This window comes from Candidatus Pacearchaeota archaeon (genome assembly GCA_038874355.1).
GTDB lineage: Archaea > Nanobdellota > Nanobdellia > Pacearchaeales > GW2011-AR1 > JAVZCO01.
Genome location: JAVZCO010000001.1, coordinates 1 through 23,056 on the forward strand (window position 1 = coordinate 1; position 23,056 = coordinate 23,056).

Sequence of the window (23,056 nt, forward strand, 5' to 3'; positions counted from 1 at the left end):
ATTATTGTTTCATTTGCAATAGCAGGAGGCATTTCAAATTCAATTTCATATTCTGTAGCATTATCTTGTATTATTATTTCTTTTATTTCTTGTTCGATGTTTTCTTTTTCTTCTATTACTTTTCCTATTAAATTTATTTTATTTATTAATTTACTAAATATATTTTGTTTCTTTTTTATTTGTATTTCTAATATTAAATTTCCTGTTAACTTATTAATTTGGTAGTTTGCTTCTTTTGTTTCTTTTGTTTTTTCTTCTTTTTCAGTTTCTTTTGTTTGATTTTTAGTTGAAATTGTTGGTTGTTCTAATCTTTCTTCAGTTTGTGTTGTTTCTTCTTCTGTTTGTGTTTCTTCTGTTTCTATCTTTTTAATAGAGATATTTTCAGCTTCTATTGGTAAGGTAATTTTTATTTCATCTAATGGCTTGTTTAATTGTATTTTTTTCTTGAATTTTACTGGCTCATTTATTTTTACATTAGTTATTTGTATTGTTGTTATATTAATTGATACATTTGTTTCTGTTACTATAACATTAAATTCATTAGTTTCTATTGTTGTATTTTCATTTGATTTTGCTATAATTTTAGCTATAGAAGTTCCTGTATAGTTTTCTTTTGGTTTTATTGTTAGAATATTATTTTCTATTTCTGTATTTATGTTTTCATTTTTTATTATGTTGTATGTTATTTCTTTATTACTATAGAAATATTCGCTTAAGTTTAATTTATAATAAGAATTTTCTTCTATTGTTATGTCTGGAATGTTTTGTAATAAAGTTAAAGTTACATTTTCTTCTGTTATATTTTCTTGAATTTCACTTTTTATTTTTTCTATTGCTATGTTTTCTTTTTCTTCTATTATAGTTTCATTATTATATATCAATTCTACTTTTAAGGTTCCTTTTTCTGCTTTGATATCAAATTGCTCTAGATCTATTTTTATCTTATGTATTTCGTCTGTTAGATATTCTTTTCCAAATCCTTTTTCTTCCTTATAATAATCTGTTGTTATTCTTATCTTATTTTTATTTTTTTTAATATCCAAAACATCAATTCCAAGCTTTTCATTATCTGTAAAAATGCTTTCTTCTATTATTTCTATATCTTCATTATCTTCTAAATTATATTCAAATGGATTATCTTTGGATACTTTACCTTTTATTTCATATTCATTTTCTTTTATTACATTTCCTGTTATCAAACTTGAACTTTCTGAACTTGACTCCGCACTTCCGCTCGCTTCGCTCGCTCTGGCTTCTGATAATTCACTCTCTTGAGAGCTTGCTTCTGTTTCTGATTCAATTGGTGTTGTTAGTTCTTCTGATTCTTTTTCTGTTAGCTCTGTTTCTTTTGTTTCTTCTGTTTGCGTTGGCTCTGTTTGTGTTAGCTCTGGAGATGTTTCTTCTTTTGTTTCTTCTTTTTCTTCTGTTTGTGTTGGCTCTGTTTGTGTTGTTTCTTCTGTTTGATTTTCAGTTGGAATTGTTGGTTGTTCTAATCTTTCTTTTGTTTCTTCTTTTTCTTTCGACTTATAAATTCTTAATATAAAACTAATTTCAGGATAAGTTATTTTCTTTCCTATATAACCATATCCTTCTCCTCTTCCATCTATATTTGTATTTTCTAAATAATAATTTCCTTCTTTAGATTCTTCTTTTATTAGTTCACTTATTGGTATTATTTTTTCTTGTTCATTTAATTTTATTCTTACTAAAGTATTAGCAGGAATCAATTCTCCTGACTTTACAAGCAAATTAAAATTTCCTGTAAGAGTTTCGTTTTCTTTATAGACGGGATTAATTTCTATTGTTGCATGTCCTGTGAATCTCATGTTAAAAAGAAAAAGAAAAATTGCAATAAAAAAAAGTAGTGTAAAAGATATAATAAATATATTTTTTGTAGGATAATTTATTTTTTTAGGTGGATTTTTTATATAAGTTGTAATAACTTTATTTCCAACTCTATGGCTTTCATAATAATAAGGACCAAATACTTTATTCCCTCTTTTTATATATTTTTTATATACCATAATATTTAGTATAAATAATGATTATTTTTTATCTCTCTTTTCTCAAAAAATTAAGTAAAAATTATTTATAAATATTTGTATTTTAAAAAATAGTTACCTTACAATTATTATAAGCATTTATATAGGTATTTTCCAGTTTTTATTCTTTGAAGCCCATTTTTATATAATCATAAGAAAGTTTTTAAAGTTATCCTACTTAAAAAAATAATGAAAAAAGTTGTAATTATTAGCTTAGGGGGCAGTTTAATAATTCCTAATGAAATTGATACTAAATTTTTATTAAGCTTTTGTAAGGTAATAAAAAAATATATGAAAAAATATAAGTTTATTATTGTTTGTGGTGGTGGGAGTATAGCAAGAAAATACATTAAAGCTTTAAAAGAAATAAAAAAATCTTATTACTTACAAAGTAACATTGGTATATCAATAACAAGATTAAATGCAAGATTTATGACTTATTTTTTTGGAAAAGATGCAAATGAAGGAATACCACACGATATGATTCATGTAAAGAATTTATTAAAAAAGAATGATGTTGTTTTTTGTGGAGCTTTAAGATATGCGCCAAACCAAACTTCTGATTCCACAGCAGCAAAACTAGCTAAATTTTTTAAATGCGAGTTTATAAATTTAACAGCGGTTTCTGGATTGTATGATAAAGATCCTTTAAAGTATAAAGATGCAAAATTAATAAATAAAATTTCTTGGGAAGAATTCTATAAATTAGCAAATAAAACTAAATTCATTCCAGGACAACATTTTATTCTTGATCAAAATGCATCTAAAATTATAATGAAATACAAAATAAAAACTTACATATTAGGAAAAGATCTAAAAAATCTTGAAAACTTATTAGAAGGAAAAAACTTTAAAGGAACAATTATTTCTGATTAATAGATATGTTAATTCAAATTAATTTAATAAAAGAAAACAAGAAGAGATTTTATAAACTTTCTTTTAATAAATTTATTAATAATTATTTTAGGTTATAAAATGATAATAAAAGATGATATAATAGAAGCAAATGATATAGAAGAAGCAAGAAAAAAAATTGATTCTTTTTCTAAATTAAATAAAAAAATAATTGTTTTAGGAAAAGATATTGAATTTAATAGAAAAATATTAGAAAATAAAAAAGTAAATATGCTTATATTAAATCATAAACAAAAAAAAGATACATTAAGACAAAGGGATTCTAGTTTAAATCATATATTATGTAAAATAGCAAAGAAAAATAATGTAATTATAGCTTTTGATTTTTCTGAATTAGAAAGAACAGATAAAAAAGAAAAAGCGATTTTACTTTCAAGATGGATACAAAATATTAAATTATGTAAGAAGTATAAGGTAAAGTTTAAAATTTTAACTAATAAAAATAAAAAGAATATTTTTTCCTTTTTATTAACCCTTAGCTGTGATACAAAGAATGCAAAAGAAGCATTAAATTAGAAAGTTCTAATAAAAAATAATTCCTGCATATCCTACTGCAATATTATAATCTTTTGTTACATCACCAGAAGTATAATAATCTATAAGCTCTGATCTTAAGTTTTTTATTTTAGCACATTCTGTTGCAATTGTTATACCATATAACCCGCATATTGTTGTTTTTATTGCATATTCATAAACTTTTTTGCTGTTTAAATTTAAAATTTCATTAATTACTTTTTTATCCAAATTATAAAGATTTTCTTTAATGTTATTATAGAAAGGAACAAAATCATAAACTAAACCATAATGAGTAAAATCAGAAGAAACTAATAAACATGTTTTATCATCTATAAGTTTCGATATTATTTCGGCTATTTTTATACATTCTTCATAACTTAAATCTTTAACTAGCAGTGAAATAATTTTAAAATTTTTTTGACTTTCTTGTAAAAAAGGCAAAATAACTTCTATACTATGTTCATAATTATGGGGAATTTCATTAAAATCAGAATCTATTTTTATTTCTTTAAATTTTTTTAATAAAAGTCTAGACAATTCTAAATTATTTCTTACTATACCTAAAGGAGTTTCAAAATCTTCTTTAGATATGCTTATTTTATTTCCTAAAGAAGAATGATTAACACCAATAATAATAAAATTTTCTTTTTTATTTATTTTTCCTATAACTTTTGCTGCAAGTTTTCCAGAAAAAGAATAACCAGCATGAGGAACAATAGCAATTTTTACATTTTCTTTTTTTTTATTTTCTCTTATAATGTATTTGGATATAAAATTTTTTATTTCTTCTTTATTGCTAGGATAAAAACTTCCTTTTGCTACAGGTTTTCTCATAATAAAAGAAAGAGAATAAGGTTTTTAAAATAGTATTCTCTTATATTGTCATGGATAAAGAGGAAATTCTAAAAATAATAGAATCTTTAAGTCCAAATGAAAGAAAAATTCTTCCATATATAGAAGAAAAAAATTTTTCTACTATAGTAGAAAAATCAAAAATAGATAAAACTTCTTGTTTAAGGGCATTACAATTTTTATCAAATAAAAAAATAGTAAATATAAAACAAGAAAGAAAAAAAATAATAGATCTCGGAATTAATGGAATTAATTATAAAAAAACAGCATTACCAGAAAGAAAATTATTAAATTATCTTTATGAAGAAAAAAAACCTGTTCTGATTGAAGAAGCAAAAGAAAAAACAAAATTAAATAATAATGAAATAAAGATAGCAATAGGAACTCTAAAAGAAAAAAATATGATTGAAATAAAAAATGGAAATATATTCTTAATAGAAAAAAATTCTTCCAGATTTTATGAAAAATTTCCAGAAGAAAAATTTTTAGAAAAATTACCTTTAGAAGAAAAGGATCTTAGTAATGAAGAGAAAAAAATTCTTTCTATTTTAAAAAAAAGAAAACAAATAATAGAAGAAAGAAATGTAATAGATATAAAAATAGAAATAACAGAACTCGGAAAAAAAATAATTAAAGAATCTTCTTATATAAGAGAAGATTATATTGAAAGTGTAACACCAGAAGTAATAAAAAAAGAAGAATGGAAAAATAAAAAATTTAGAAGATACGATATTAAAAGTAAGGTTCCTTCAATATATGGGGGAAAAAAACATTTTGTTAATCAAGCCATAGAATATGCAAGAAAGATATGGATTGAGATGGGTTTTGAAGAAATGACATCAAATTTAATTGTTGAAAGCTTTTGGAATTTTGATGCTTTATTTACACCCCAAGATCATCCTGTAAGAGAAATGCAAGATAGTTTTTTCTTACCTTACAAAAAAGAAATAGAAAATAAAAAAATTGTTGAGGTGGTAAAAAAAGCGCATGAAAAAGGAGTAAATAACAGTAAAGGATGGAACTATGAATGGGATGAAGAAGAAGCAAAAAAACTCGTTTTAAGAACTCATACAACAACCTGTTCTGCTTTAGCTCTATCAAAATTAAAAAAAGAAGATTTACCTAAAAAATATTTTGCAATAGGAAAATGTTTCAGAAATGAAACTCTAGATATAAATCACTTATTTGAATTAACTCAAACAGAAGGAATTGTTGTTGATGAAAATGTTAATTTAAGACATCTTATAGGGTATTTAACAGAGTTCTATAAAAAAATGGGTTATGAAAAAATTAGAGTTAGACCAAGTTATTTTCCATATACAGAACCTTCTCTAGAAATAGAAGTTTATGATAAAAAACAAAAAAAATGGATAGAACTCGGAGGTGCTGGTATTTTTAGACCAGAAGTAGTTGTTCCTCTATTAGGCAAATATATTCCAGTTCTTGCATGGGGCCAGGGATTTGAAAGAATAATAAGAGAATATTTTGAAATAGAAGACTTACGAGATATGTATAGTAATGATTTAAATAAATTAAGAAATATGAAATTATGGATAAAATGAATAAAAAAGAATTAAAAAAAATAATAAAAGAAATAGAGAAATTGCTTATAGAAAAAAATAAAATGTATGGTGATGAGAATATAATAAAAATAGGAAAAGAAGGAATTATTATTAGAATAACAGAAAAAATTGAAAGGCTAAAATATTTATTAAAGAATAAAAAAGATTTTGAAAAAGAACCAAGAGAAGATTCTTGGAAAGATATTGCCGGCTATTCTATAATAGGATTAATGTTAGAAAGAGATAAATGGAAATAAAATGGCAATTGCAACATTTTCAAGAAAAAGGTTTGAAAAGGAAATTACAAAAATAACTCCCGAGATAGAAGAAAAAATAAATTTATTTGGAACTCCTATTGAAAATTTAACAGAAAATGAAATAAGTATAGAAATATTTCCTAATCGCCCAGATTTATTTTCTTTTGAAGGATTTAAAAGAAGTTTCTTATCATTTTTAGGAAAAGAATACAAAAAAAAATATGAGGTAAAAAAATCAAATTATTTAGTTTATATTGATGAAAATGTTAAAGATATAAGACCGTATACAGTTTGTGCTGTAGTAAAAAATATAAAATTTGATGATGAAAAAATAAAAGATGTTATTGATGTTCAGGAAAAATTACATGCAACAATAGCAAGAAATAGAAAAAAAGCTGCTATAGGAATATATCCATTAGAGAAGATAGAATTTCCAATAAGATATTTAGCAAAAAAACCTTCTGAAATTCATTTTGTTCCTTTAGATTCAAATACCAAAATGTATGGAAATGAAATATTAGAACAACATCCAACAGGAAAAGCATATGCTCCTTTACTAAAAGGAAAAAAACTTTTCCCTATATTTATAGATTCTGCTAATAATATATTATCTATGCCTCCTATAATAAATAGTAATGAAACTGGAAAAATAACTGAAAAAACTAAAGATATTTTTATAGAATGTTCTGGTTTTAATCTTGAAGTATTAAAAAAAATTTTAAATATTCTTGTTTGCATGTTTATTGATATGAATGGTATAGCTTATGAAGTAAAATTAATCTATCCTAATAAAAAAATAATTACTCCAGCATTAAAAGAAGAAAAAATTAAAATAAACATAAATAACATAAATAAAATTCTAGGTTTAAATCTTAAAGAAAAAGAGATAAAAAAATTGCTTAAAAAAATGAATTATTCTTATATAAATAAAGAAGTTTTAATTCCCCCTTATAGAGTAGACATTTTACATGAGGTAGATATAATTGAAGATATTGCAATAGCATATGGTTATGATAATATCCCTCCAGAAATTCCTTCAATATCTACTATCGGAAAAGAAAATTCAAGAGAGAAAATAAAGAGGAAGATTTCAGATTTGTTAATCGGTTTAGAATTTATAGAAAATTCTTCGTATCATTTAATTAATAGAGAATTAATAAAAAAAATTTCTAACGAAAAAAATGAAAATTTAATAGAAGTTGAAAACAGCAAAACAGATTATTCTATTTTAAGACATTCTTTAGTACCTTGTGTAATAAAAATTTTATCAGAGAATATAAAAGCAGAATATCCACAAAAAATATTTGAAATAGGTAAGGTTTTTAATTTGAAAAATGATAAGATTAATGAAGAAGAAAGGTTAATTGTTACTATTTGTTCTCTAGATTCTAATTTTACAAAAATAAAACAAGTATTAGAATATATATGTAAAATGCTAAGAATTAGTTTTGAAGTAGAAGAAACACAAAACAATTATTTTATAGAAGGGAGAGTTGGAAAAATAGTGATAAATAATAAAGATGTTGGTTTTATAGGAGAAATTCATCCAGCAATTTTAAAAAAATTTAAAATAAAAATGCCAACTTCTTTATTTGAAATAAATTTAGAAGAAATTTTTAATATATATAACCCTTAAATTTATTCTCTTTTTTATTTCTATAATCTTCATCAAGAACTTTAATTATATCATTAAATTTATTTTTGATATTTGTCCAATTTTTATATATTTCCATTATCAATTTTACATCTTCTTCTTCTTCATTTATATTATCTAAATAAATGCTTTTTACTAAATAACTACTTAAAGTTGAATATAAATCATTCAATATTTTTTTCTCTTTTTCTGTTAATTTGTTTGCTAGAGCAAAGAATAATAAAGGAGCATTAGAAGGATTTATAAGTGCTTCTAAAAATCTTAAATAGTGGGTTATCCTTTCTATTATTTCTCTTCTTATATTTCTTATCAAAAATTCTGTTTCTTTTCTGCATATTTTTTCTATTTCAAATTCTTTATTGATATCAGAAAATTTTGGCAAATTATATTTTCTTCTTATTATTTCATATTTTTCTTTAAAATTTTCTAATCTTGTTTTTTCTTTTTTCATTTTTTAAATAGTTATTATATGTTTATAAAATTTATTAAATTATAAAAAAGCCTCTGGGGAGAATCGAACTCCCGACCTTTTCCTTTCTGGAAAAATTTACCATGGAAACACTCTACCACTGAGCTACAGAGGCATATACTAAAGTTTATAAAAATTGATATATAAATCTATTTAGGAAGCCACTCTAATTTAGAAACATATCCAATTATACTTTTCGAATTTTCTCTTAAATTAAAAAGCCATTCTTTATAAAAAAAGATAAGTTTTTCCATATCTTTATCTCTTAAAGATAAATTTTTTTCTACAGAGATAAATAAAGCTCCAAAAATTAGAAAAAGTAATATAATAAATATTAATCTCATTTTATACTCTTGGAGGACCCCAATTAAGTCTTATAGCATTTCCTATTATTGTCTTTGTGTTATCTATAACATTCCCTACCCATTTAATATAAGCTTTTCCTGCCATAATCATTCCATCCATAGATTTAACATCTATATTATTTGTTTTAACAACAGAATAAATACTCAAATACAAAAATAACAAAGCAAGTATTATTAAAGTTATAAAAAACTTATTATGCGCATGTTTTATTTTTATTATTAAATAAATAAAAACTATAGCTATTAATATTATTATCCATACCATCTTTTATACATTTTTTAATTAAATTAGATTTATATATTTTACTATATTAGATAAATAAAGGATTCGAAGCCCCATGGTCTAGCGGTCAAGGATACAGCTCTCTGGAAGCTGTGACCCAGGTTCAAATCCTGGTGGGGCTATTTTTAAAAATGAAAAAGATAATAAAATTAATAAAATCAGGAGCAATTTTTATTTATCCAACAGATACAATATATGGTATAGGATGTAATGCATTAAACAAAAAATCTGTTGAAAAAATAAAAAGAATTAAGAAAAGAGATAAAAATAAACCTTTATCTATTATAGCTCCATCAAAAAATTGGATTTAAGAAATACGAAAGCTAATAAAAAAATAGTTGAAAAATATCTTCCTGGAAAATATACTCTTATTTTAAAGAAAAAAAGAAAAAATTTTCTTAAACACGTTTCCCCAACAGAATTTATTGGAGTAAGGATTCCAAATAACAATTTTTGTAAGATTATTCAATTATCAAAAGTCCCTTTTATAACAACTTCTGTAAATATATCTGGAAAACCTTTTGCAAAATCTTTAAAAGAAATAAACAAAGAGATATTAAATAAAGTAGATGTTATAATAGATGCAGGAAAATTATCTGGGAAACCTTCAATAATAGTTTTTTATGATGGGAAAGAATTAAAAAGATAAGAAATATATCTCTTTTTACGCCCTTGTCGTCTAGAGGTTAAGGATAAAGCCTTCTCGAGGCTTTGACCCGGGTTCGAATCCCGGCGAGGGCATTTTAAGAATTAAAAATAATATTTCCTTTTTTATTTATTTTAATTCCCTCTTTTCTTAATAATTTAATTTTTTTATTTATTCCTCTATTATAACCACCAACATGATAATTACATTTTATTACTCTATGACATGGAATTTTTTTATTATAATTCTCTCTTAATATAATTCCAATTATTCTTGGGTGGGTATTAAATTTTAATGCAAGTTCTTTGTAAGTTTTTATTTTACCTTTAGGAATTTTTTTAACCTCTTCGTAAATTAATTTTCTTAATTTATCTTTTTTTTGAAATTTTTTCATTTTATTAAATAAAAAATAAAAATTTATAAACCTCTTTCTTTTTGTAAAAATATGAAAAGAAGTAGTAGAAGGTGGAAAAAGAAAAGACAGATGAGATGGAAATGGCAAAGGAAAAGATTAAGAGAAACTAAAAGAAAAAGAAAGATGAAAAGATTAAGATCACAATAAAAGTATTTTCTTATTTTAAAAAGGTAATGATATTATTTTAAAAAATTAATTTTCTTTTATAACAGCAACATTTATAAAAACTCTTTTCAAAGAAGTATTATGACAAGTGAAGTATGGACAGAAAAGTATAGACCAAAAACATTTGAAGAAATAGTTGGTCAAGAAGAAATAATAAAAAGAATAAAAAATTTAACAAATTCTTTAAACATACCTCATTTATTATTTGCAGGTCCTGCTGGAACTGGTAAATCTTCTTTGGCTCTAGTTATAGTAAAAGAACTTTATGGAGATAATTGGAAAGAGAATTATTTAGAATTAAACGCAAGTGATGAAAGGGGTATAGATGTTATAAGACAAAAAGTAAAAGATTTTGCACGAACAAAATCTCTAGGAAGAGTTCCTTTTAAAGTCATATTTTTAGACGAAGCTGATGCCTTAACAAGAGAAGCACAACAAGCATTAAGAAGGACAATGGAGAATTTTTCAAGTAACTGTAGATTTATTTTATCTTGTAATTATATAAGTAAAATAATAGACCCTATACAAAGTAGATGTGCAATTTTTAAATTTAAATTATTGGATAAAAAAGATGTAGAAAAAGTTATAAAAAAAATAGCAGGGGAAGAAAAAATAGAATTAACAGAAGATGGAATAGAAGAATTATATGAGGCTTCAGAAGGGGATTGTAGAAGAGCAATAAACTTATTACAAGCAACAACATCTGTTTCAAGAAAAATAACAAAAGAGATAATAGAAACAATTTTAGGAAAAGCCAAACCAAAAGAGATAAGGGCTGTTTTAAATTATGCTCTTGCGGGTAATTTCAAAAATGCGAGGGATAAATTATTGGAGATAATGTTAAAAGAATCTATTTCGGGGGTAGATGTAATAAAAGAGATACAAAGAGAAATATGGGAATTAAATATAGATCCTATTTTAAAAGTTAAATTAATAGACAAAACAGGTGAAATAGAATTTAGAATAGTAGAAGGTAGTGACGAATTTATTCAACTAGAAGCTTTATTAGCTTATTTTGTACTAGTTGGAAAAGGAAAGATGGAATAATATCTATCCATTAAATACAAAAATCTAATAAACAGAAATTTAGGTTATTAAAATAAAAAATGTTAACTGATAAATATAAACCTGTATGTTTTGCAGATATTAAAGGCCAAGAAGAAGCAATAATAAAAATAAAAGTTTTTTTGAAAAATTTTCCTAAAAAAAAAGCTATAATATTGTATGGACCTGTTGGTGTGGGAAAAACATCTCTTGCATATGTTATTGCAAAAGAAATGAATGCAGAAATATTAGAGATTAATGCTTCTGATTTAAGAGATAAAGAACAAATTAAAAAAATATTAGGTTCTGCTTCTAAGCAATCTTCTTTATTTGCTAAAAATAAAGTTTTGTTAGTAGATGAAATTGATGGGATAACTAAAGATGATAAAGGTGGTTTACAAGAACTTTTAGTCCTTATTGATAAAACAAATTTTCCTATCATAATTACAGCAAATAATATTTGGGACAAAAAATTTTCTTTATTGAGGGAAAAATCTGAACTTATAGAAATGAAGGAAATAGATTATAAAGAAATTTTATCTTTATTAAAAGAAATAACAAAAAAAGAAAAATTACAAATTAATGAAGAAGAATTAAAAGTTTTAGCAATAAAAGCTAATGGTGACATAAGAGCGGCTTTAAATGATTTACAAACATTAGTAGAAGGTGTTTCTGCAATTGAAATCTCAGAAAGAGAAAAAGAGATTCCTATTTTTAATATTATGAAAATAATTTTTCAAGAAGTTACAAGAAAAGATGTTTTGGAATTATTTGAAAAAACCGATATGGATTTGGATGAAATTTGTTTATGGATAGAAGAAAATATTCCAAATGTTTATAAAGAAGAGGAATTATATAATGCTTTTGAAATATTAAGCAAAGCAGATATTTATAACAGAAGGATAATAAGACAACAATATTGGAGATTTATGTTCTATAGAAATTTTTTATTGTCTGCTGGTATTTCTGCATCAAAAAAGCAAGGAAGAATAGGATTTATAAAATATAATAAACCAACAAGGATATTAAAAATATGGGCTATAAATCAAAAAAATATTTATAAAAAAAACATAGCACAAAAATATGCTCATTACTGTCATATTTCTTTAAAAACTGCAATGAAAGAATTTCCAATAATAAAACAAATTATTTTAAGCAATGAAAAAATACAAAAAGAATTAAAACTTGAGAATGAGGAAATATTATTCTTAAAAGAATAAGAAATAGTAAAAAACAATTTTTATTAAAGATTGAATTAAAGATTTTGTATTTTTATAATTGACCTATCTATATAATAAAAGTGTAACTAAAAAATAAAAATAGAAGATTCTATAAAAAAAGAAGCTCTGAATTTTTTCTCATTAACCACAACTTCCAGATGAAGAGCTTCCAGCGTTATAACCAAAACCAGGAGAAGGTGTTGTTGTTGATAAACTTAAAGAACATTCGTTTGGCTTATTATTAAATGCAGAACAAATTGTTGATAAATAAGCTGCTGGACTTCTTCCAGATGAAACTTCTACTCCATTTATTATTAGTGTCGGACTTCCTTGCACACCATATTGCTTTGATGATTGAGAATCAATAGCATAATAAGATTTTGCTTTATTCGCTTTACAAGAATCTAATTTTGTTTTATCTATATTAACTTTATTTAAACATCTTGAAGAATTTCCATCTTCTAAGAAACAGGCTAAATAATCATTAAATTTAGATGATTGTTCTTCTCTTATACAAACTTGAGTATAAGTTTCATCTTCTTCTTTATCGCCATGCATAAAATAATGAACAAATCTTATTTTAAAATCAATTTTATTTTCTAATGTTTTTATTGTTTCTAGAATTCCTTTTTCTGCCTGTGTTCCGTAAGGACAATGAGTCATAACAAACAATTCTACTTTTGGTTTATCTGATTTTGGAACTTCTTGTTGCTCTTGAACAACATTTCCTGTAATTGTATTAGGTTCTTGGATTTCTGAGATTCCTTGAATAATATATTTTCCATCTTTAGTAATATACACAGGTATTTCTTGCCCTTGATATTTTACTGTAATCTCGTATACATTTCCTAAATCTTCATAAGAAACATAACTAACACCCCCACCAGTAAGGCTATTTAAATAATTCAAAAGTTTTTCAGAAGCTTTTTCTTCACTTATAACATTTCCTGTTATATTTCCTTTAAAAGCAAAAATAATTGCTATTAAAAATAGAATAGCAAAAACTATTGTTAGTACTTTCCAAACATTAATTTGATTTTTTTCTTCTTTCATTTTTTTGTTACTATTTTTTAGTAAAAATGTTTTATAAATCTTTCGCTTTTAATTTTTATATTTCAAACTTTTTTTAGTTGCTATCAAAAGGTTTATATTTATATATTTATAAATATTTCTATAATTACAAAAAAGAAAATTTCAAAATGCCATATGATATAATTATAGGGAGAGACGAATACGATAAAAAAATATTTGGAAAAAAAGGTTTGGTTTTTTTAGGAAAAAGTTATGTAAAAATGGAACAATATACTTCTTTAAGTAATCCTATTTATTTAGATGTTGCAAGAAGCCATGTTATATTAATTGCTGGAAAAAGGGGGTCTGGGAAATCTTATACTTTAGGGGTTATAGCAGAAGAACTTTCTCTCTTACCAGAAGAAGAAAGAGTAAATATTGCATCTTTAATTTTTGATACGATGGGTATTTTTTGGACAATGAAATACGAAAATGAAAAAGATAAAGAATTATTAAGAGAATGGAATTCAAAACCACAGTCAATTCCTGTAAAAATTTTTGTCCCTTATGGATACTTTCAAGATTATGAAAAAAGAGAAATCCCCATAGATGAAAAATTTGCTTTAAGCGTTTCTGATCTTAATGCCGAAGATTGGATAATAACTTTTGGTTTGAATATTATAGATCCTGTAGCTATCTTAATAGAAAGAGTAATAACAAAAATCAAAGAAGAAAAAGAGAATTTCTTTATAGAAGATATAATAAAAGAAATACAAAATTCAAATGCTAATGAAAATACAAAAAATATAGCTATAGGTTTATTCGAAGCTGCATCATCATGGAAAATTTTTTCTAATAAAAAACAAAAAACCACTTTTATAAATGAATTAATAAAAAGTGGAGTTACAACTATACTTGATTTAAGTATGTATAGTTCGACAGCTGCTTTTAATGTTAGAGCTCTAGTTATAAGTTTAATATGCAGAAAATTATTTAATGAAAGAATGCTTGCAAGAAAGAAAGAAGAAATTCTTGCTCTTCAACATGGCCAGGACTATCTTGCTTTCAAACAAGAAAGAGAAATGCCTCTCGTATGGATTTTCTTAGATGAAGTTCACGAATTTTTACCTAATGAAGGAAAAACGCCTGCCACAGAGAGCTTAATACAGTTATTAAGAGAAGGCAGACAACCTGGTATTTCTTTAGTGATGGCAACACAACAACCAGGTGCTTTAGCAAGAGATGCTACAACACAAGCAGATATAATTATAAGTCATAGAGTAACATCAGCTGTAGATATAAAAGCATTAAATGAAATAATGCAATCTTATCTTCTAGAAAGTATAAAAAGATATATGGACGAATTACCCTCTCTCAAAGGATCTGCAATAATTTTAGATGATAATAGTGAAAGAATATATCCATTTAGAGTACATCCACGTTATACATGGCATGGAGGAGAAGCCCCAACATCAATAAAAATCGAAAAAAGAATTTAAGTAAGTTCATTAAAAATTAATCTTTTCATTAATTAAAAATTAAAAAATTTTATTGTTTTCTATTAGAAATAAAATTTCTTTCCAATTTTTTACTCTATAAGAATATTTATTTTCTTTTTTGTTCCAAGGTTGATCAAAAAGAAATGAAATAATATTACTTTCTTTAGCTTCTCTTACACTTATTGGAGAATCATCAACAATTAAAAATGCATCTAATTTTTTACATATATCTATTTTTTTATTTTTATTAGTAAAAATTAAATCTTTCCAAACTTTTGATAATTTATTTAAATTTTTTTCTGTTTTTTCTTTTAAATCGTTACTTCTATATGTTACTAAATATATATTTCCATATTCTGATAATTTTTTAATTCCTTCTCTACAATAATTTACCAATCTTAAATTATGAAAATTGTTGTCTTTAATAAATTCTTCCCAAACTTCTAAAACTCTTTCTTTTGGTAAGGGTATATAATTCGAAAATTCCCAGCTTTTAATTTGTCTTTTTTTTATTTTTAAATTAAATTTTTTATTAAAATAATTAATTAAAGCTGGGACATATTGTAATATAACATCATCTACATCTATTATAAAATTTTTCATTTTTTATTTATTATTTTATATTTTTTAAGATTTAGTAAAGAGAAAAATATATTTTTAAGTTTATTAATTTTTATATACTAATTTAACAAGTAATTAAAAAGAAAATGAGAAATTCAAAATATTTAATTGAAAAAATTTTGGAAAAAGAAAAATTAAGTTATCTTCCAAAAGAACAAAGTATATGGAAAAGAATAAAGAGAACTAAAAAATCAAGAGAGGAAATAGAAGGTTCTTTATTGCTTTATGAAAAAGAATTTTTGGAACAATTAAAGCAATCGGCTCTTATAAAAAAAGAAGAAAGGGAAATAGAGAAAAAAATATTCTCTTTTGAAAAATGTTTAGAAGAAGGAATAGGAACAGTTAGTGCATCAAAATTAAATACATATAAAGGGTGTAAGTTTGCTTTTTTATTAAAATATAAATTACATTTAAAACCACCAACTTATCATTGGAGATTAATGATGGGAAAGGATATTCATTTAATCTTAAGAGATATTAATTTAGGACTATTAAATTCTAAAGAAGAAATAATTAATGGAAGAGAAGTAGAAATTATAGAAAACGGAAAGAAAAAGAAAAAAAAGATTCTTGGATGGAAAGCAAGGTGGTTTGGCTCTGTTTATTCTGGAAAATGTTGGTTTCCTTACGAAGACTTAAAGTATTCATTATATTACAAGGGAAAAAAAATGTTGGAAGATTTTTTTGAAAGAGAAAAAATGAAACCAAAACCTGCTCTTGTTGAAGAAAATTTTAATGTTATATTATCAAAAAATATAAATCAAAAAGAGATTTATTATAAATTCACTGGAATATTCGATAAAATTGATTTTGAAGAAGATGATGACAAAAGAAAAATAATTATAACTGATTATAAAACAGGAAGTAACAGAATAGAAGATAGAAAGGATGTTATTAAAGAATTGGGTATACAATTTACAATATATTATTTTTCCTTTTTAGAATTAATAAAAAGAGAATTTCAAAATATTTCTCCAAATCCAAAAAACAATATAGAAATGAAAATTTATAGTCTAGAAAATGGAAGCGAAATTAAAGTAACAAGAAATGAAAATGATCTTTATTATTTAATTAATACTGTACATGAAGCAGATCAAGAAATAAGAAAGGGTAATTTTGTTCCTTTTATAGGTTATCATTGTAATAGGAACAATTGTGATTGGGCTCCTCTTTGTGCAGAATTACTAACATCTGAAAGAAAAGATTTTGTTAAAAAATTAATTGATTACTCTATAGAAAACATTTCTGAATTTGAAAAAGTAAAAAAACTTTCTTTATTTGATAACTTTTAAATAATTTTAATTTGTACCATATACCTAAAAACATAAGGAGAAATTTCTCTCGTTTTTGTTATTTTTAATATTTTTATTTTCTTTTTTTGTTTTTTTGCTTCTTTTTCTATATTTTTTATTTTGTAATTTAAATTTTCTTCTCTACAAAATTCTCTAAAAAAGATAACTGTTCCTTTTTTGCTTAAAGTAAAAGCTTCTTTTAAAAAATTGTACTGTATATTTGGTCGAGGCATAACAATAATATCATATTTATTTGGAGCTTTATATTTTTTTATTAATTTTAGAATTTTTTTTGCGTCTCCTGGTATTAATTTTATATTTTTTATTTTATTAAGGTTTATATTCTCTTTTGCATACTTATTTGCAATTCTATTTAATTCATTAGAATATATCATGCTTGATTTATTATTTTTTGCTATAATTATACTATAAGGAGCAACTCCGGCAAACATAACAAGAATATTTTTCTTTTTCTTTAATTTTTTTATAGTATTTGTTATTTCTAATCTTTCATTACTTAATCTAGGAGAAAAATAACATTTTGATATATCTAATTTAAATAAACATCCACTTTCTTTATGAACAGTTTCAAAGGTTTTTTCTCCTAGGATATATTTAACTTTTTGTGTTCTTAATCTTCCTCTTATTTTTTCTTTTTTTTCTAAAATTGTTTTAATATTTTTATTTTTTAATAAAAATTTCTTTGCTTCTTGTTTTTTTTCTTTTTCCTTAGCAGAAAAATCAAATTTTATAATAGCTAAATTACCAATAATATCGTAACCTTTTATAATTTTTTTTATCATTTTTTTATAAATTTTAAAAAAGAATAATATTTATAAATATATTATTCTTAAAATAATTAAAATAAAAAAGAGCTAAAATGTCAAAAGCATTAGGTTATATTTTAATGTTAATTGGAGTGATTATTTTATTTTCAGGGCTTATTTTAAAGAATTCTCAAATGAATATTCCTCTTATAAATAATATTAATATAAAATTTATTCCGGTTGTTGGCATAATATTAGTTATAATAGGATTTATTCTAACAAATTATTCTTCATCAAAAAACAAAAAACATCTTCCAATATATGACAAAACAGGGAAAAAAATTGTTGGTTATAGAGAAAGCAAATAATTTTTAAGATTAGTTTATTTTGATAATTAAATTAAATAAAAATCTTAAATATTTTCAGAACAATATTGTAAGTAAGAATTTTTTAGTAATAAAGTTTTATTTAATGAGAAAAACTATAATCTTCTATGCAAACGTTGTAATTGATGTTCTAAATCTCTTATTGTATCTTCTACTATTCTTGAAGGATTTGGTAGGCTTCTTAATCTTGATATTCTTTCTTCTAATTCTGCTATTTGTAATCTTATTCTTGCTCTTCTTGCTGCTCTCGCTTGAGTTATTCCAAAATATTCATGTATTCTCTCATCAAAAATCAAATTAATTAAAACTATTATAGCACCTATTCCATAAATCCAATTCATATCAGAAGAAATTCTTTCTGCTCTATTCAACCATAAAACTAAAAAAACTACAGAAAAAACTAACCACCCGGCTCTTCTACCAATAGGGCTTGAAATTGAATTATGTATAAAAAAGAAATAAATCAGAATGGGTAAAAAAATAGCTAATGAAATTCCTAATGTTCCAGAGGGCATTAAAATGTATGAAAAAAATCCTTCTTTACTCATGTATCTAACTGCAAATATAGAAACAATAATGGAAATTAATGCGGCAACCCCTTCTTTATTACGAAACATCTCTACTTTAATTAAAGAAAGATAAAATATTGCATATGCTAAAATTAAAAATAATATTTTAGCCCAAAAAAATTCGTCAAAATTCCCGGTTCCCAATAAAGTTTGAAAAAAAGGACCAAAAATATCTTTTATCCATTGAATTATTGTTTCTGAAGCTCCTGAAAAAAATTCTTTATCTTTATACCATTGAGCAGAAACTAAACTTGTTATCGCCATAATTATCACTAAACTTAAAAATATTAAATCTAATTTTTTCTTCATATTTTTACTATGTTTTTTATGCTTAAAAATATTTGGTTTAGTAAAGTTAATAAAAAATAAAATGATATTATAAAAATTATTCCTAGAAATTAAGTAATAATATAAATAAGCAAAATTATTTTATATTTTTATCATTCTTTGGTTTTAATGTATATACTATTATAAAAATATTTATAAACCTCTTTTTCTTTAAAAAAATATGAAAAAAATAAGTAAGATTTTTACATTATTACTTATATCATTATTTTTAATAACAATTTTAATTAATGTTGTAAGTGCTCAAACAGCAGAAGATAAAATAAAATCTTTTTTTTCTAATATTAATAAACAAACTTCTGGATTATCGAATGATGTTAAAACAGGAATTGCTAAAATTCTCCTTACTATATTAATCATATTATTAGTTTATTCTATAATCAGTTTTATTCCTATAATAAATACAAATCCTGGGATAGGAGGATTGATATCTGTAATAGTTGGAATATTATCTTTTATTTTTGTGAAACCAGAAGATATTCTTGGAATATTAGTAACTTACGAAGCAATGGGTGTTATTTTAACAACATTTTTTCCTCTTGTTATAATTATTATTTTTACAGTGAGATTAAGAGAAGCAAATGCGGTAATGGCTACTTTTGTTAATAAAATGATTATAGCTGGTTTTGCAGTTTATGTTGCTGTTAAATGGTTCACTCTTCCTGTTAATGCTGTAATGACATGGGTATATCCTATAACTCTTATTGTATCTATTATGTGGTTATTTTTAGAAAGATGGATTTATTGGAAAATTATTGGTTCTGCTTTATCAGGAAATACTGAAGAATTTAAAAAACAAACAATTGTTCTTAACGAAATGAAAATAAGAGAATTGCAAGAAAAACTTGATAAAGCAGTAACAGAAAAAGAAAGAGAAGAATTGCAGAAAAGAATAGATCAACTTAAAAAAAATAATAAAAAATTAAAAAAAAGTTAATAATATAAAATTTTAGATTTAAAACAAACTATCTCTATTATATATAATAAAATTAGTTTTTTATTTTCATTTAAAATTTTTATTTTCTTTTTTTGTTTTATTTCTATAAAAAAATTAATAAAATAATTTTAAATACTCTTTTTTCTTAATATATTAATGAAAAAATTTATAATTTTTATATTATTTTTCTTAGCTATTAATCTCATTTATGCTCAAAAAGAGATAAATGTTACAGAGGGGTTAAAGAAAAATTTATACATTGATACAAATAATATATCATCTGATATGTATAAAGCTTTACATAAAGAAATAAAACTTCCTTCTTCTGTTCAAGAAATTGTTAAAATTTTATTTGGATTAGAAGAAGAAAAAACAACTTTTGAAAATTTAATTATCTTATCTGTAATATGGATAGGATTTATAATTATTTTTTATATTATTATCCAATTTATATCTTTATTTGAAAATAAAAATTTAATAAGTTTTTTAATAGCAATTATAATAACATGCTTAGTATCTATAACAGGAATAATACAATTTAGTGCTTCTTTTTTTACTTCTTTATTAAGTTTTCTAGATTTTACAAAACTTTCTTATTTAAAATTTTTTTTTATAATACTTATTCTTTTTCTTATAATTTTTATTTTTTACTCTCTCTCTGAGATAATAAAAAATAGGATAGAAAAAGAAAAAATAAGGAGTATTGGAAGAGATATTGGAACAGAAACTGAAATAAATAAAAAGATAAGAAAGGCCAATAGTTTATAAAATAAATTTTATTTATTTTTTTGAATTTGAATTATATATCTTAAATAGACATTTTAAGAAATTAATCCTTTTCCTTCTTTTATTCCTTCAATAAATTGTTCATGTTTTTCTATTTTATTTTTATTTTCTTCTTCTTCCTCTTCCTTTTTTCTTTTTTTAGAATATTTATATATAATATCTGATAAAGTTATTATGGTAATACATATAATTATAATCAAGAAAAGATATAAAAATCTAATAAATTTATTTTCATTTTTAAATATCAATTTTCCTAACCAAACTATAATATTATAATAAAAGTTTAATTGTGCTATTAAGATAGAAAATAATAAAGAACCAATGTAAGGTAAAAATCTTATAAAATTTTTATTTTCTTCCCCTAAGAGAGGAATTGCTTTTAAAAGATTAACCATTGTAAAAAAGATAATTATCCATAAAATAATAATTCCAATAATAGTAAAGAAATATTCAACATTCCAATTTACTCCAAAAAATATTCTAAAAGTAGTATCTGGGATTGGTTTTTGCATAAAATTATCTGTAGCATTAATAAGTTTATTCTTAAGCAAGATATTTTTCCATTCTTTTTGTAAGTATTCCCATTTATTTTTTATTGTATCTGGGAATTGTTCTATTCTTTGCATATCTTCTTCTGAAAGGGGATAATCTGAAGGTAATTCGTTTTGTGCTTTAATAAAATTTAATTTAATAAAAAAAGCTATTAAAAGTAATAAAACTAAAGATAATCTTACAAAATTTTTCTTCATAATCTTATATAAGATTCAATATTTATAAATATTCTTTATTTATTTTTTTCTAATTTTAAAGGAATACTTTCTAATCTTAAAAAATTTAATTAAAATAAAGTTTTCTGTTGTGATTTCTTTTTTTCCTCATAATATCTTAATAAGGCATTATTTATTCTTTCTTCTGAAAAATCTCTGCTTAATAATATTTTTTTTATTTTATTTTCATCAAATTTAGGAAAAATAATTTCAAAATCTTTCACTTCTGGTTTATGAAATAATTGAAAGATCTCTTCCCAATCAAATTTTTTATCATCTGGCAATTTTTCAATGTCCTTCTTTAAATGATTAAATATTAAATAAGGTTGTTTATACTTTTTTACAATTTCTAAAGCTTTTTTTTGCCCTATTCCTCTAATTCCTCCGGGATTATAATCTGTTCCTACTAAAATTCCTAAACATATCAGCTGGTCAAGATTTATTTGTAAAGTGTTTAAAACATTTTCTAAAGAGATAATTTCTGGTGAAATATAGATAACTCCAGAAACAGTTTTTCTTGTTCTTGCTAATGTTAAATTTTGAATTAATCTTGGAGATTGAAATAACAAAGAATCATAATCTTGACTAGCAACAGCATAAACTTTCCCTATTTTGCATAAATAAGCTGCTTGTGATTCTCCTTCACTAGGTGCTTGAATTACAGCAATACTCATAGCTTCTAAAAGTTCTTTACTTTCTTCTATTATCTTCTCGTCGATTTTTACTAATTGTTGACTATATCTTCTCATTGCTTCATAATCTTCAGATAAAATTGCTTCTTCATATTTCTCTTTTGCAATTTCTTTTATTTCTTGTCTTTTTTCATTTGTTTTTCTTTTTAATTCGGGTGGTTTTCCATCAAAAACATAAACTAATTTTATCCCTTCTTGCAATAAATAGAGATTTCTATAAAACAATCCAGAAAGATGAGAAGTAATATTTCCTTTTTTATCCATTAAAGGTGTACCATCTTTTTGTCTTATCGTAGATAAAAATTGATATATTGCATTAAAAGCATCTACCGCAACTATTTTATTTTTCAAATCTTCAAAACCTATTGATTTTCTTGGAATTATATCAGATATATTTAAACCCATCCTTTTAAAAAGAAAAAGAAGTTAATAAATTTTTTCTATCCCCAAACACCTCTAATTGAGTAATAAGCATGAATTATCTTTTTCGGATCTAAACTATTTATCTCTTTTTTATTTTTTGGAAATTTATTTTTTAAATATTTTCTCATTTTTGAAATTCCTTCTTTTGTTTTAGGATTATAAAATTCAAAAAAAGTTTTATAATAAGGACCTCTTATTCCTCTAACTAATTCTTGATATATTCTTTCTTTAAATTTTACTTGTTTAGCAAAATCAAAGGCTTCAAAAAAATCTTCTGGGCATTCTTTTGGGATATTATATTCCGGATAATATGGATGTTTCTCATATTTTGAGATTTTTTTAATATTTTTTTTGTATCTTTTTTCTTCCTCTATCAAAGTTCCTAAATCATAAAGAAATTTATCTTCTAATTCAATTATTCCTAATTCATCACACAAAATTTTGTAAGTCAAAGGATCTTGATTAGAAATAGATTTTTTTCTTAAATCTTCTAATTTTTCATAATTTCTTGTAATGATAAATTTCTGTATTGCTTTTTCTAAATTTTGTTTCATTT

At 23.2% G+C, this 23,056-nt stretch carries 27 protein-coding genes and 3 tRNA genes; 16 read left to right on the top strand and 14 right to left on the bottom strand.

All coding sequences use genetic code 11. The features are described from left to right. Nucleotides 1-2,024 (bottom strand): hypothetical protein (locus tag QW117_00005; protein ID MEM3405351.1); only part of this gene is annotated, 2,024 nt, incomplete at its 3' end. Nucleotides 2,025-2,231: 207 nt separating this feature from the next. Between QW117_00005 and pyrH the strand changes: the two genes are divergently transcribed. Further along, the gene (gene pyrH, locus QW117_00010) at nucleotides 2,232-2,918 is read left to right on the top strand and encodes a UMP kinase (protein MEM3405352.1); all 687 of its coding nucleotides are present in this window, start codon (nucleotides 2,232-2,234) and stop codon (nucleotides 2,916-2,918) included. Between the two features lie 99 nt (nucleotides 2,919-3,017). Further along, nucleotides 3,018-3,473: a hypothetical protein gene (locus tag QW117_00015; GenBank protein MEM3405353.1), complete on the top strand. Its 456-nt coding sequence runs from the start codon at nucleotides 3,018-3,020 to the stop codon at nucleotides 3,471-3,473. Between the two features lie 6 nt (nucleotides 3,474-3,479). Here QW117_00015 and amrB read toward each other — a convergent pair whose 3' ends face one another. Beyond that, entirely contained in the window at nucleotides 3,480-4,307 is an 828-nt protein-coding gene (gene amrB / locus QW117_00020; GenBank protein ID MEM3405354.1) for an AmmeMemoRadiSam system protein B, read from the bottom strand. Nucleotides 4,308-4,357: 50 nt separating this feature from the next. On the opposite strand from amrB, the gene QW117_00025 reads away from it, so the two are divergent. Genes QW117_00025 through pheT form a run of 3 tightly spaced genes read left to right on the top strand, consistent with a single transcriptional unit; the run spans nucleotide 4,358 to nucleotide 7,780 of the window. Next, a complete protein-coding gene (locus tag QW117_00025) occupies nucleotides 4,358-5,887 on the top strand; it encodes a phenylalanine--tRNA ligase subunit alpha (protein ID MEM3405355.1) in 1,530 nt (509 codons plus the stop codon). Continuing rightward, entirely contained in the window at nucleotides 5,884-6,144 is a 261-nt protein-coding gene (locus tag QW117_00030; protein MEM3405356.1) for a hypothetical protein, read from the top strand. Before QW117_00025 ends, QW117_00030 begins: the two co-directional genes overlap by 4 nt. Before the next feature lies 1 nt (nucleotide 6,145). Beyond that, a complete protein-coding gene (pheT, locus tag QW117_00035) occupies nucleotides 6,146-7,780 on the top strand; it encodes a phenylalanine--tRNA ligase subunit beta (protein ID MEM3405357.1) in 1,635 nt (544 codons plus the stop codon). Here pheT and QW117_00040 read toward each other — a convergent pair. The 4 genes from QW117_00040 to QW117_00055 all read right to left on the bottom strand — a co-directional run bounded on the left by QW117_00040 (nucleotide 7,761) and on the right by QW117_00055 (nucleotide 8,897). Continuing rightward, complete coding sequence (locus QW117_00040; protein ID MEM3405358.1) at nucleotides 7,761-8,249, bottom strand: hypothetical protein; 489 nt, start codon at nucleotides 8,247-8,249, stop codon at nucleotides 7,761-7,763. The genes pheT and QW117_00040 overlap by 20 nt on opposite strands. Before the next feature lie 48 nt (nucleotides 8,250-8,297). Next, nucleotides 8,298-8,382 (bottom strand) — tRNA-Thr (locus tag QW117_00045). A 34-nt stretch (nucleotides 8,383-8,416) separates the two neighbouring features. After that, complete coding sequence (locus QW117_00050; GenBank protein ID MEM3405359.1) at nucleotides 8,417-8,611, bottom strand: hypothetical protein; 195 nt, start codon at nucleotides 8,609-8,611, stop codon at nucleotides 8,417-8,419. A gap of 1 nt (nucleotide 8,612) precedes the next feature. After that, the gene (locus QW117_00055; GenBank protein MEM3405360.1) at nucleotides 8,613-8,897 is read right to left on the bottom strand and encodes a hypothetical protein; all 285 of its coding nucleotides are present in this window, start codon (nucleotides 8,895-8,897) and stop codon (nucleotides 8,613-8,615) included. Nucleotides 8,898-8,964: 67 nt separating this feature from the next. On the opposite strand from QW117_00055, the gene QW117_00060 reads away from it, so the two are divergent. The 4 genes from QW117_00060 to QW117_00075 all read left to right on the top strand — a co-directional run bounded on the left by QW117_00060 (nucleotide 8,965) and on the right by QW117_00075 (nucleotide 9,656). Next, nucleotides 8,965-9,037, top strand: a tRNA-Gln gene (locus tag QW117_00060). 9 nt (nucleotides 9,038-9,046) lie between these two features. Continuing rightward, on the top strand, nucleotides 9,047-9,226 hold the full coding sequence (locus QW117_00065; protein MEM3405361.1) for a Sua5/YciO/YrdC/YwlC family protein: 180 nt from the start codon (nucleotides 9,047-9,049) through the stop codon (nucleotides 9,224-9,226). Beyond that, entirely contained in the window at nucleotides 9,217-9,564 is a 348-nt protein-coding gene (locus QW117_00070; GenBank protein ID MEM3405362.1) for a Sua5/YciO/YrdC/YwlC family protein, read from the top strand. Before QW117_00065 ends, QW117_00070 begins: the two co-directional genes overlap by 10 nt. A gap of 19 nt (nucleotides 9,565-9,583) precedes the next feature. Further along, a tRNA-Glu gene (locus QW117_00075) sits at nucleotides 9,584-9,656 on the top strand. Nucleotides 9,657-9,658: 2 nt separating this feature from the next. Here QW117_00075 and QW117_00080 read toward each other — a convergent pair. Next, complete coding sequence (locus QW117_00080; protein ID MEM3405363.1) at nucleotides 9,659-9,955, bottom strand: MGMT family protein; 297 nt, start codon at nucleotides 9,953-9,955, stop codon at nucleotides 9,659-9,661. Nucleotides 9,956-10,222: 267 nt separating this feature from the next. On the opposite strand from QW117_00080, the gene QW117_00085 reads away from it, so the two are divergent. Next, nucleotides 10,223-11,188, top strand: a complete 966-nt coding sequence (locus tag QW117_00085; protein ID MEM3405364.1) for a replication factor C small subunit — start codon at nucleotides 10,223-10,225, stop codon at nucleotides 11,186-11,188. Between the two features lie 59 nt (nucleotides 11,189-11,247). Further along, the gene (locus QW117_00090; protein MEM3405365.1) at nucleotides 11,248-12,405 is read left to right on the top strand and encodes a replication factor C large subunit; all 1,158 of its coding nucleotides are present in this window, start codon (nucleotides 11,248-11,250) and stop codon (nucleotides 12,403-12,405) included. Nucleotides 12,406-12,546: 141 nt separating this feature from the next. On the opposite strand, the gene QW117_00095 is transcribed toward QW117_00090, so the two are convergent. After that, complete coding sequence (locus QW117_00095) at nucleotides 12,547-13,458, bottom strand: thioredoxin domain-containing protein (protein ID MEM3405366.1); 912 nt, start codon at nucleotides 13,456-13,458, stop codon at nucleotides 12,547-12,549. 146 nt (nucleotides 13,459-13,604) lie between these two features. Here QW117_00095 and QW117_00100 point away from each other — a divergent pair, with 146 nt between their 5' ends. Next, a complete protein-coding gene (locus QW117_00100) occupies nucleotides 13,605-14,915 on the top strand; it encodes a DUF87 domain-containing protein (protein MEM3405367.1) in 1,311 nt (436 codons plus the stop codon). Nucleotides 14,916-14,954: 39 nt separating this feature from the next. On the opposite strand, the gene QW117_00105 is transcribed toward QW117_00100, so the two are convergent. Next, a complete protein-coding gene (locus QW117_00105; protein MEM3405368.1) occupies nucleotides 14,955-15,518 on the bottom strand; it encodes a hypothetical protein in 564 nt (187 codons plus the stop codon). 104 nt (nucleotides 15,519-15,622) lie between these two features. Between QW117_00105 and QW117_00110 the strand changes: the two genes are divergently transcribed. Next, nucleotides 15,623-16,828 (top strand): PD-(D/E)XK nuclease family protein, encoded by a 1,206-nt coding sequence (locus QW117_00110; GenBank protein MEM3405369.1) that lies wholly within the window; start codon nucleotides 15,623-15,625, stop codon nucleotides 16,826-16,828. Here the strand turns inward: QW117_00110 and QW117_00115 are convergent. Continuing rightward, on the bottom strand, nucleotides 16,825-17,631 hold the full coding sequence (locus tag QW117_00115) for a hypothetical protein (protein ID MEM3405370.1): 807 nt from the start codon (nucleotides 17,629-17,631) through the stop codon (nucleotides 16,825-16,827). The two genes, QW117_00110 and QW117_00115, sit on opposite strands and share 4 nt — an antisense overlap. A 77-nt stretch (nucleotides 17,632-17,708) precedes the next feature. Between QW117_00115 and QW117_00120 the strand changes: the two genes are divergently transcribed. After that, nucleotides 17,709-17,963 (top strand): hypothetical protein, encoded by a 255-nt coding sequence (locus QW117_00120; GenBank protein MEM3405371.1) that lies wholly within the window; start codon nucleotides 17,709-17,711, stop codon nucleotides 17,961-17,963. 113 nt (nucleotides 17,964-18,076) lie between these two features. Here QW117_00120 and QW117_00125 read toward each other — a convergent pair whose 3' ends face one another. Continuing rightward, nucleotides 18,077-18,859 (bottom strand): hypothetical protein, encoded by a 783-nt coding sequence (locus QW117_00125; protein MEM3405372.1) that lies wholly within the window; start codon nucleotides 18,857-18,859, stop codon nucleotides 18,077-18,079. 199 nt (nucleotides 18,860-19,058) lie between these two features. On the opposite strand from QW117_00125, the gene QW117_00130 reads away from it, so the two are divergent. Both QW117_00130 and QW117_00135 read left to right on the top strand, forming a co-directional pair. Beyond that, complete coding sequence (locus QW117_00130; GenBank protein ID MEM3405373.1) at nucleotides 19,059-19,832, top strand: hypothetical protein; 774 nt, start codon at nucleotides 19,059-19,061, stop codon at nucleotides 19,830-19,832. 156 nt (nucleotides 19,833-19,988) lie between these two features. Then, nucleotides 19,989-20,600: a hypothetical protein gene (locus QW117_00135; protein MEM3405374.1), complete on the top strand. Its 612-nt coding sequence runs from the start codon at nucleotides 19,989-19,991 to the stop codon at nucleotides 20,598-20,600. Nucleotides 20,601-20,653: 53 nt separating this feature from the next. Here QW117_00135 and QW117_00140 read toward each other — a convergent pair whose 3' ends face one another. From QW117_00140 to QW117_00150, 3 genes are all read right to left on the bottom strand, one after another. Beyond that, nucleotides 20,654-21,367: a hypothetical protein gene (locus tag QW117_00140; protein ID MEM3405375.1), complete on the bottom strand. Its 714-nt coding sequence runs from the start codon at nucleotides 21,365-21,367 to the stop codon at nucleotides 20,654-20,656. Between the two features lie 89 nt (nucleotides 21,368-21,456). Next, the gene (gene fen / locus QW117_00145; GenBank protein ID MEM3405376.1) at nucleotides 21,457-22,482 is read right to left on the bottom strand and encodes a flap endonuclease-1; all 1,026 of its coding nucleotides are present in this window, start codon (nucleotides 22,480-22,482) and stop codon (nucleotides 21,457-21,459) included. Nucleotides 22,483-22,517: 35 nt separating this feature from the next. Beyond that, nucleotides 22,518-23,054, bottom strand: a complete 537-nt coding sequence (locus QW117_00150) for a hypothetical protein (GenBank protein MEM3405377.1) — start codon at nucleotides 23,052-23,054, stop codon at nucleotides 22,518-22,520. Nucleotides 23,055-23,056: the final 2 nt, after the last annotated feature.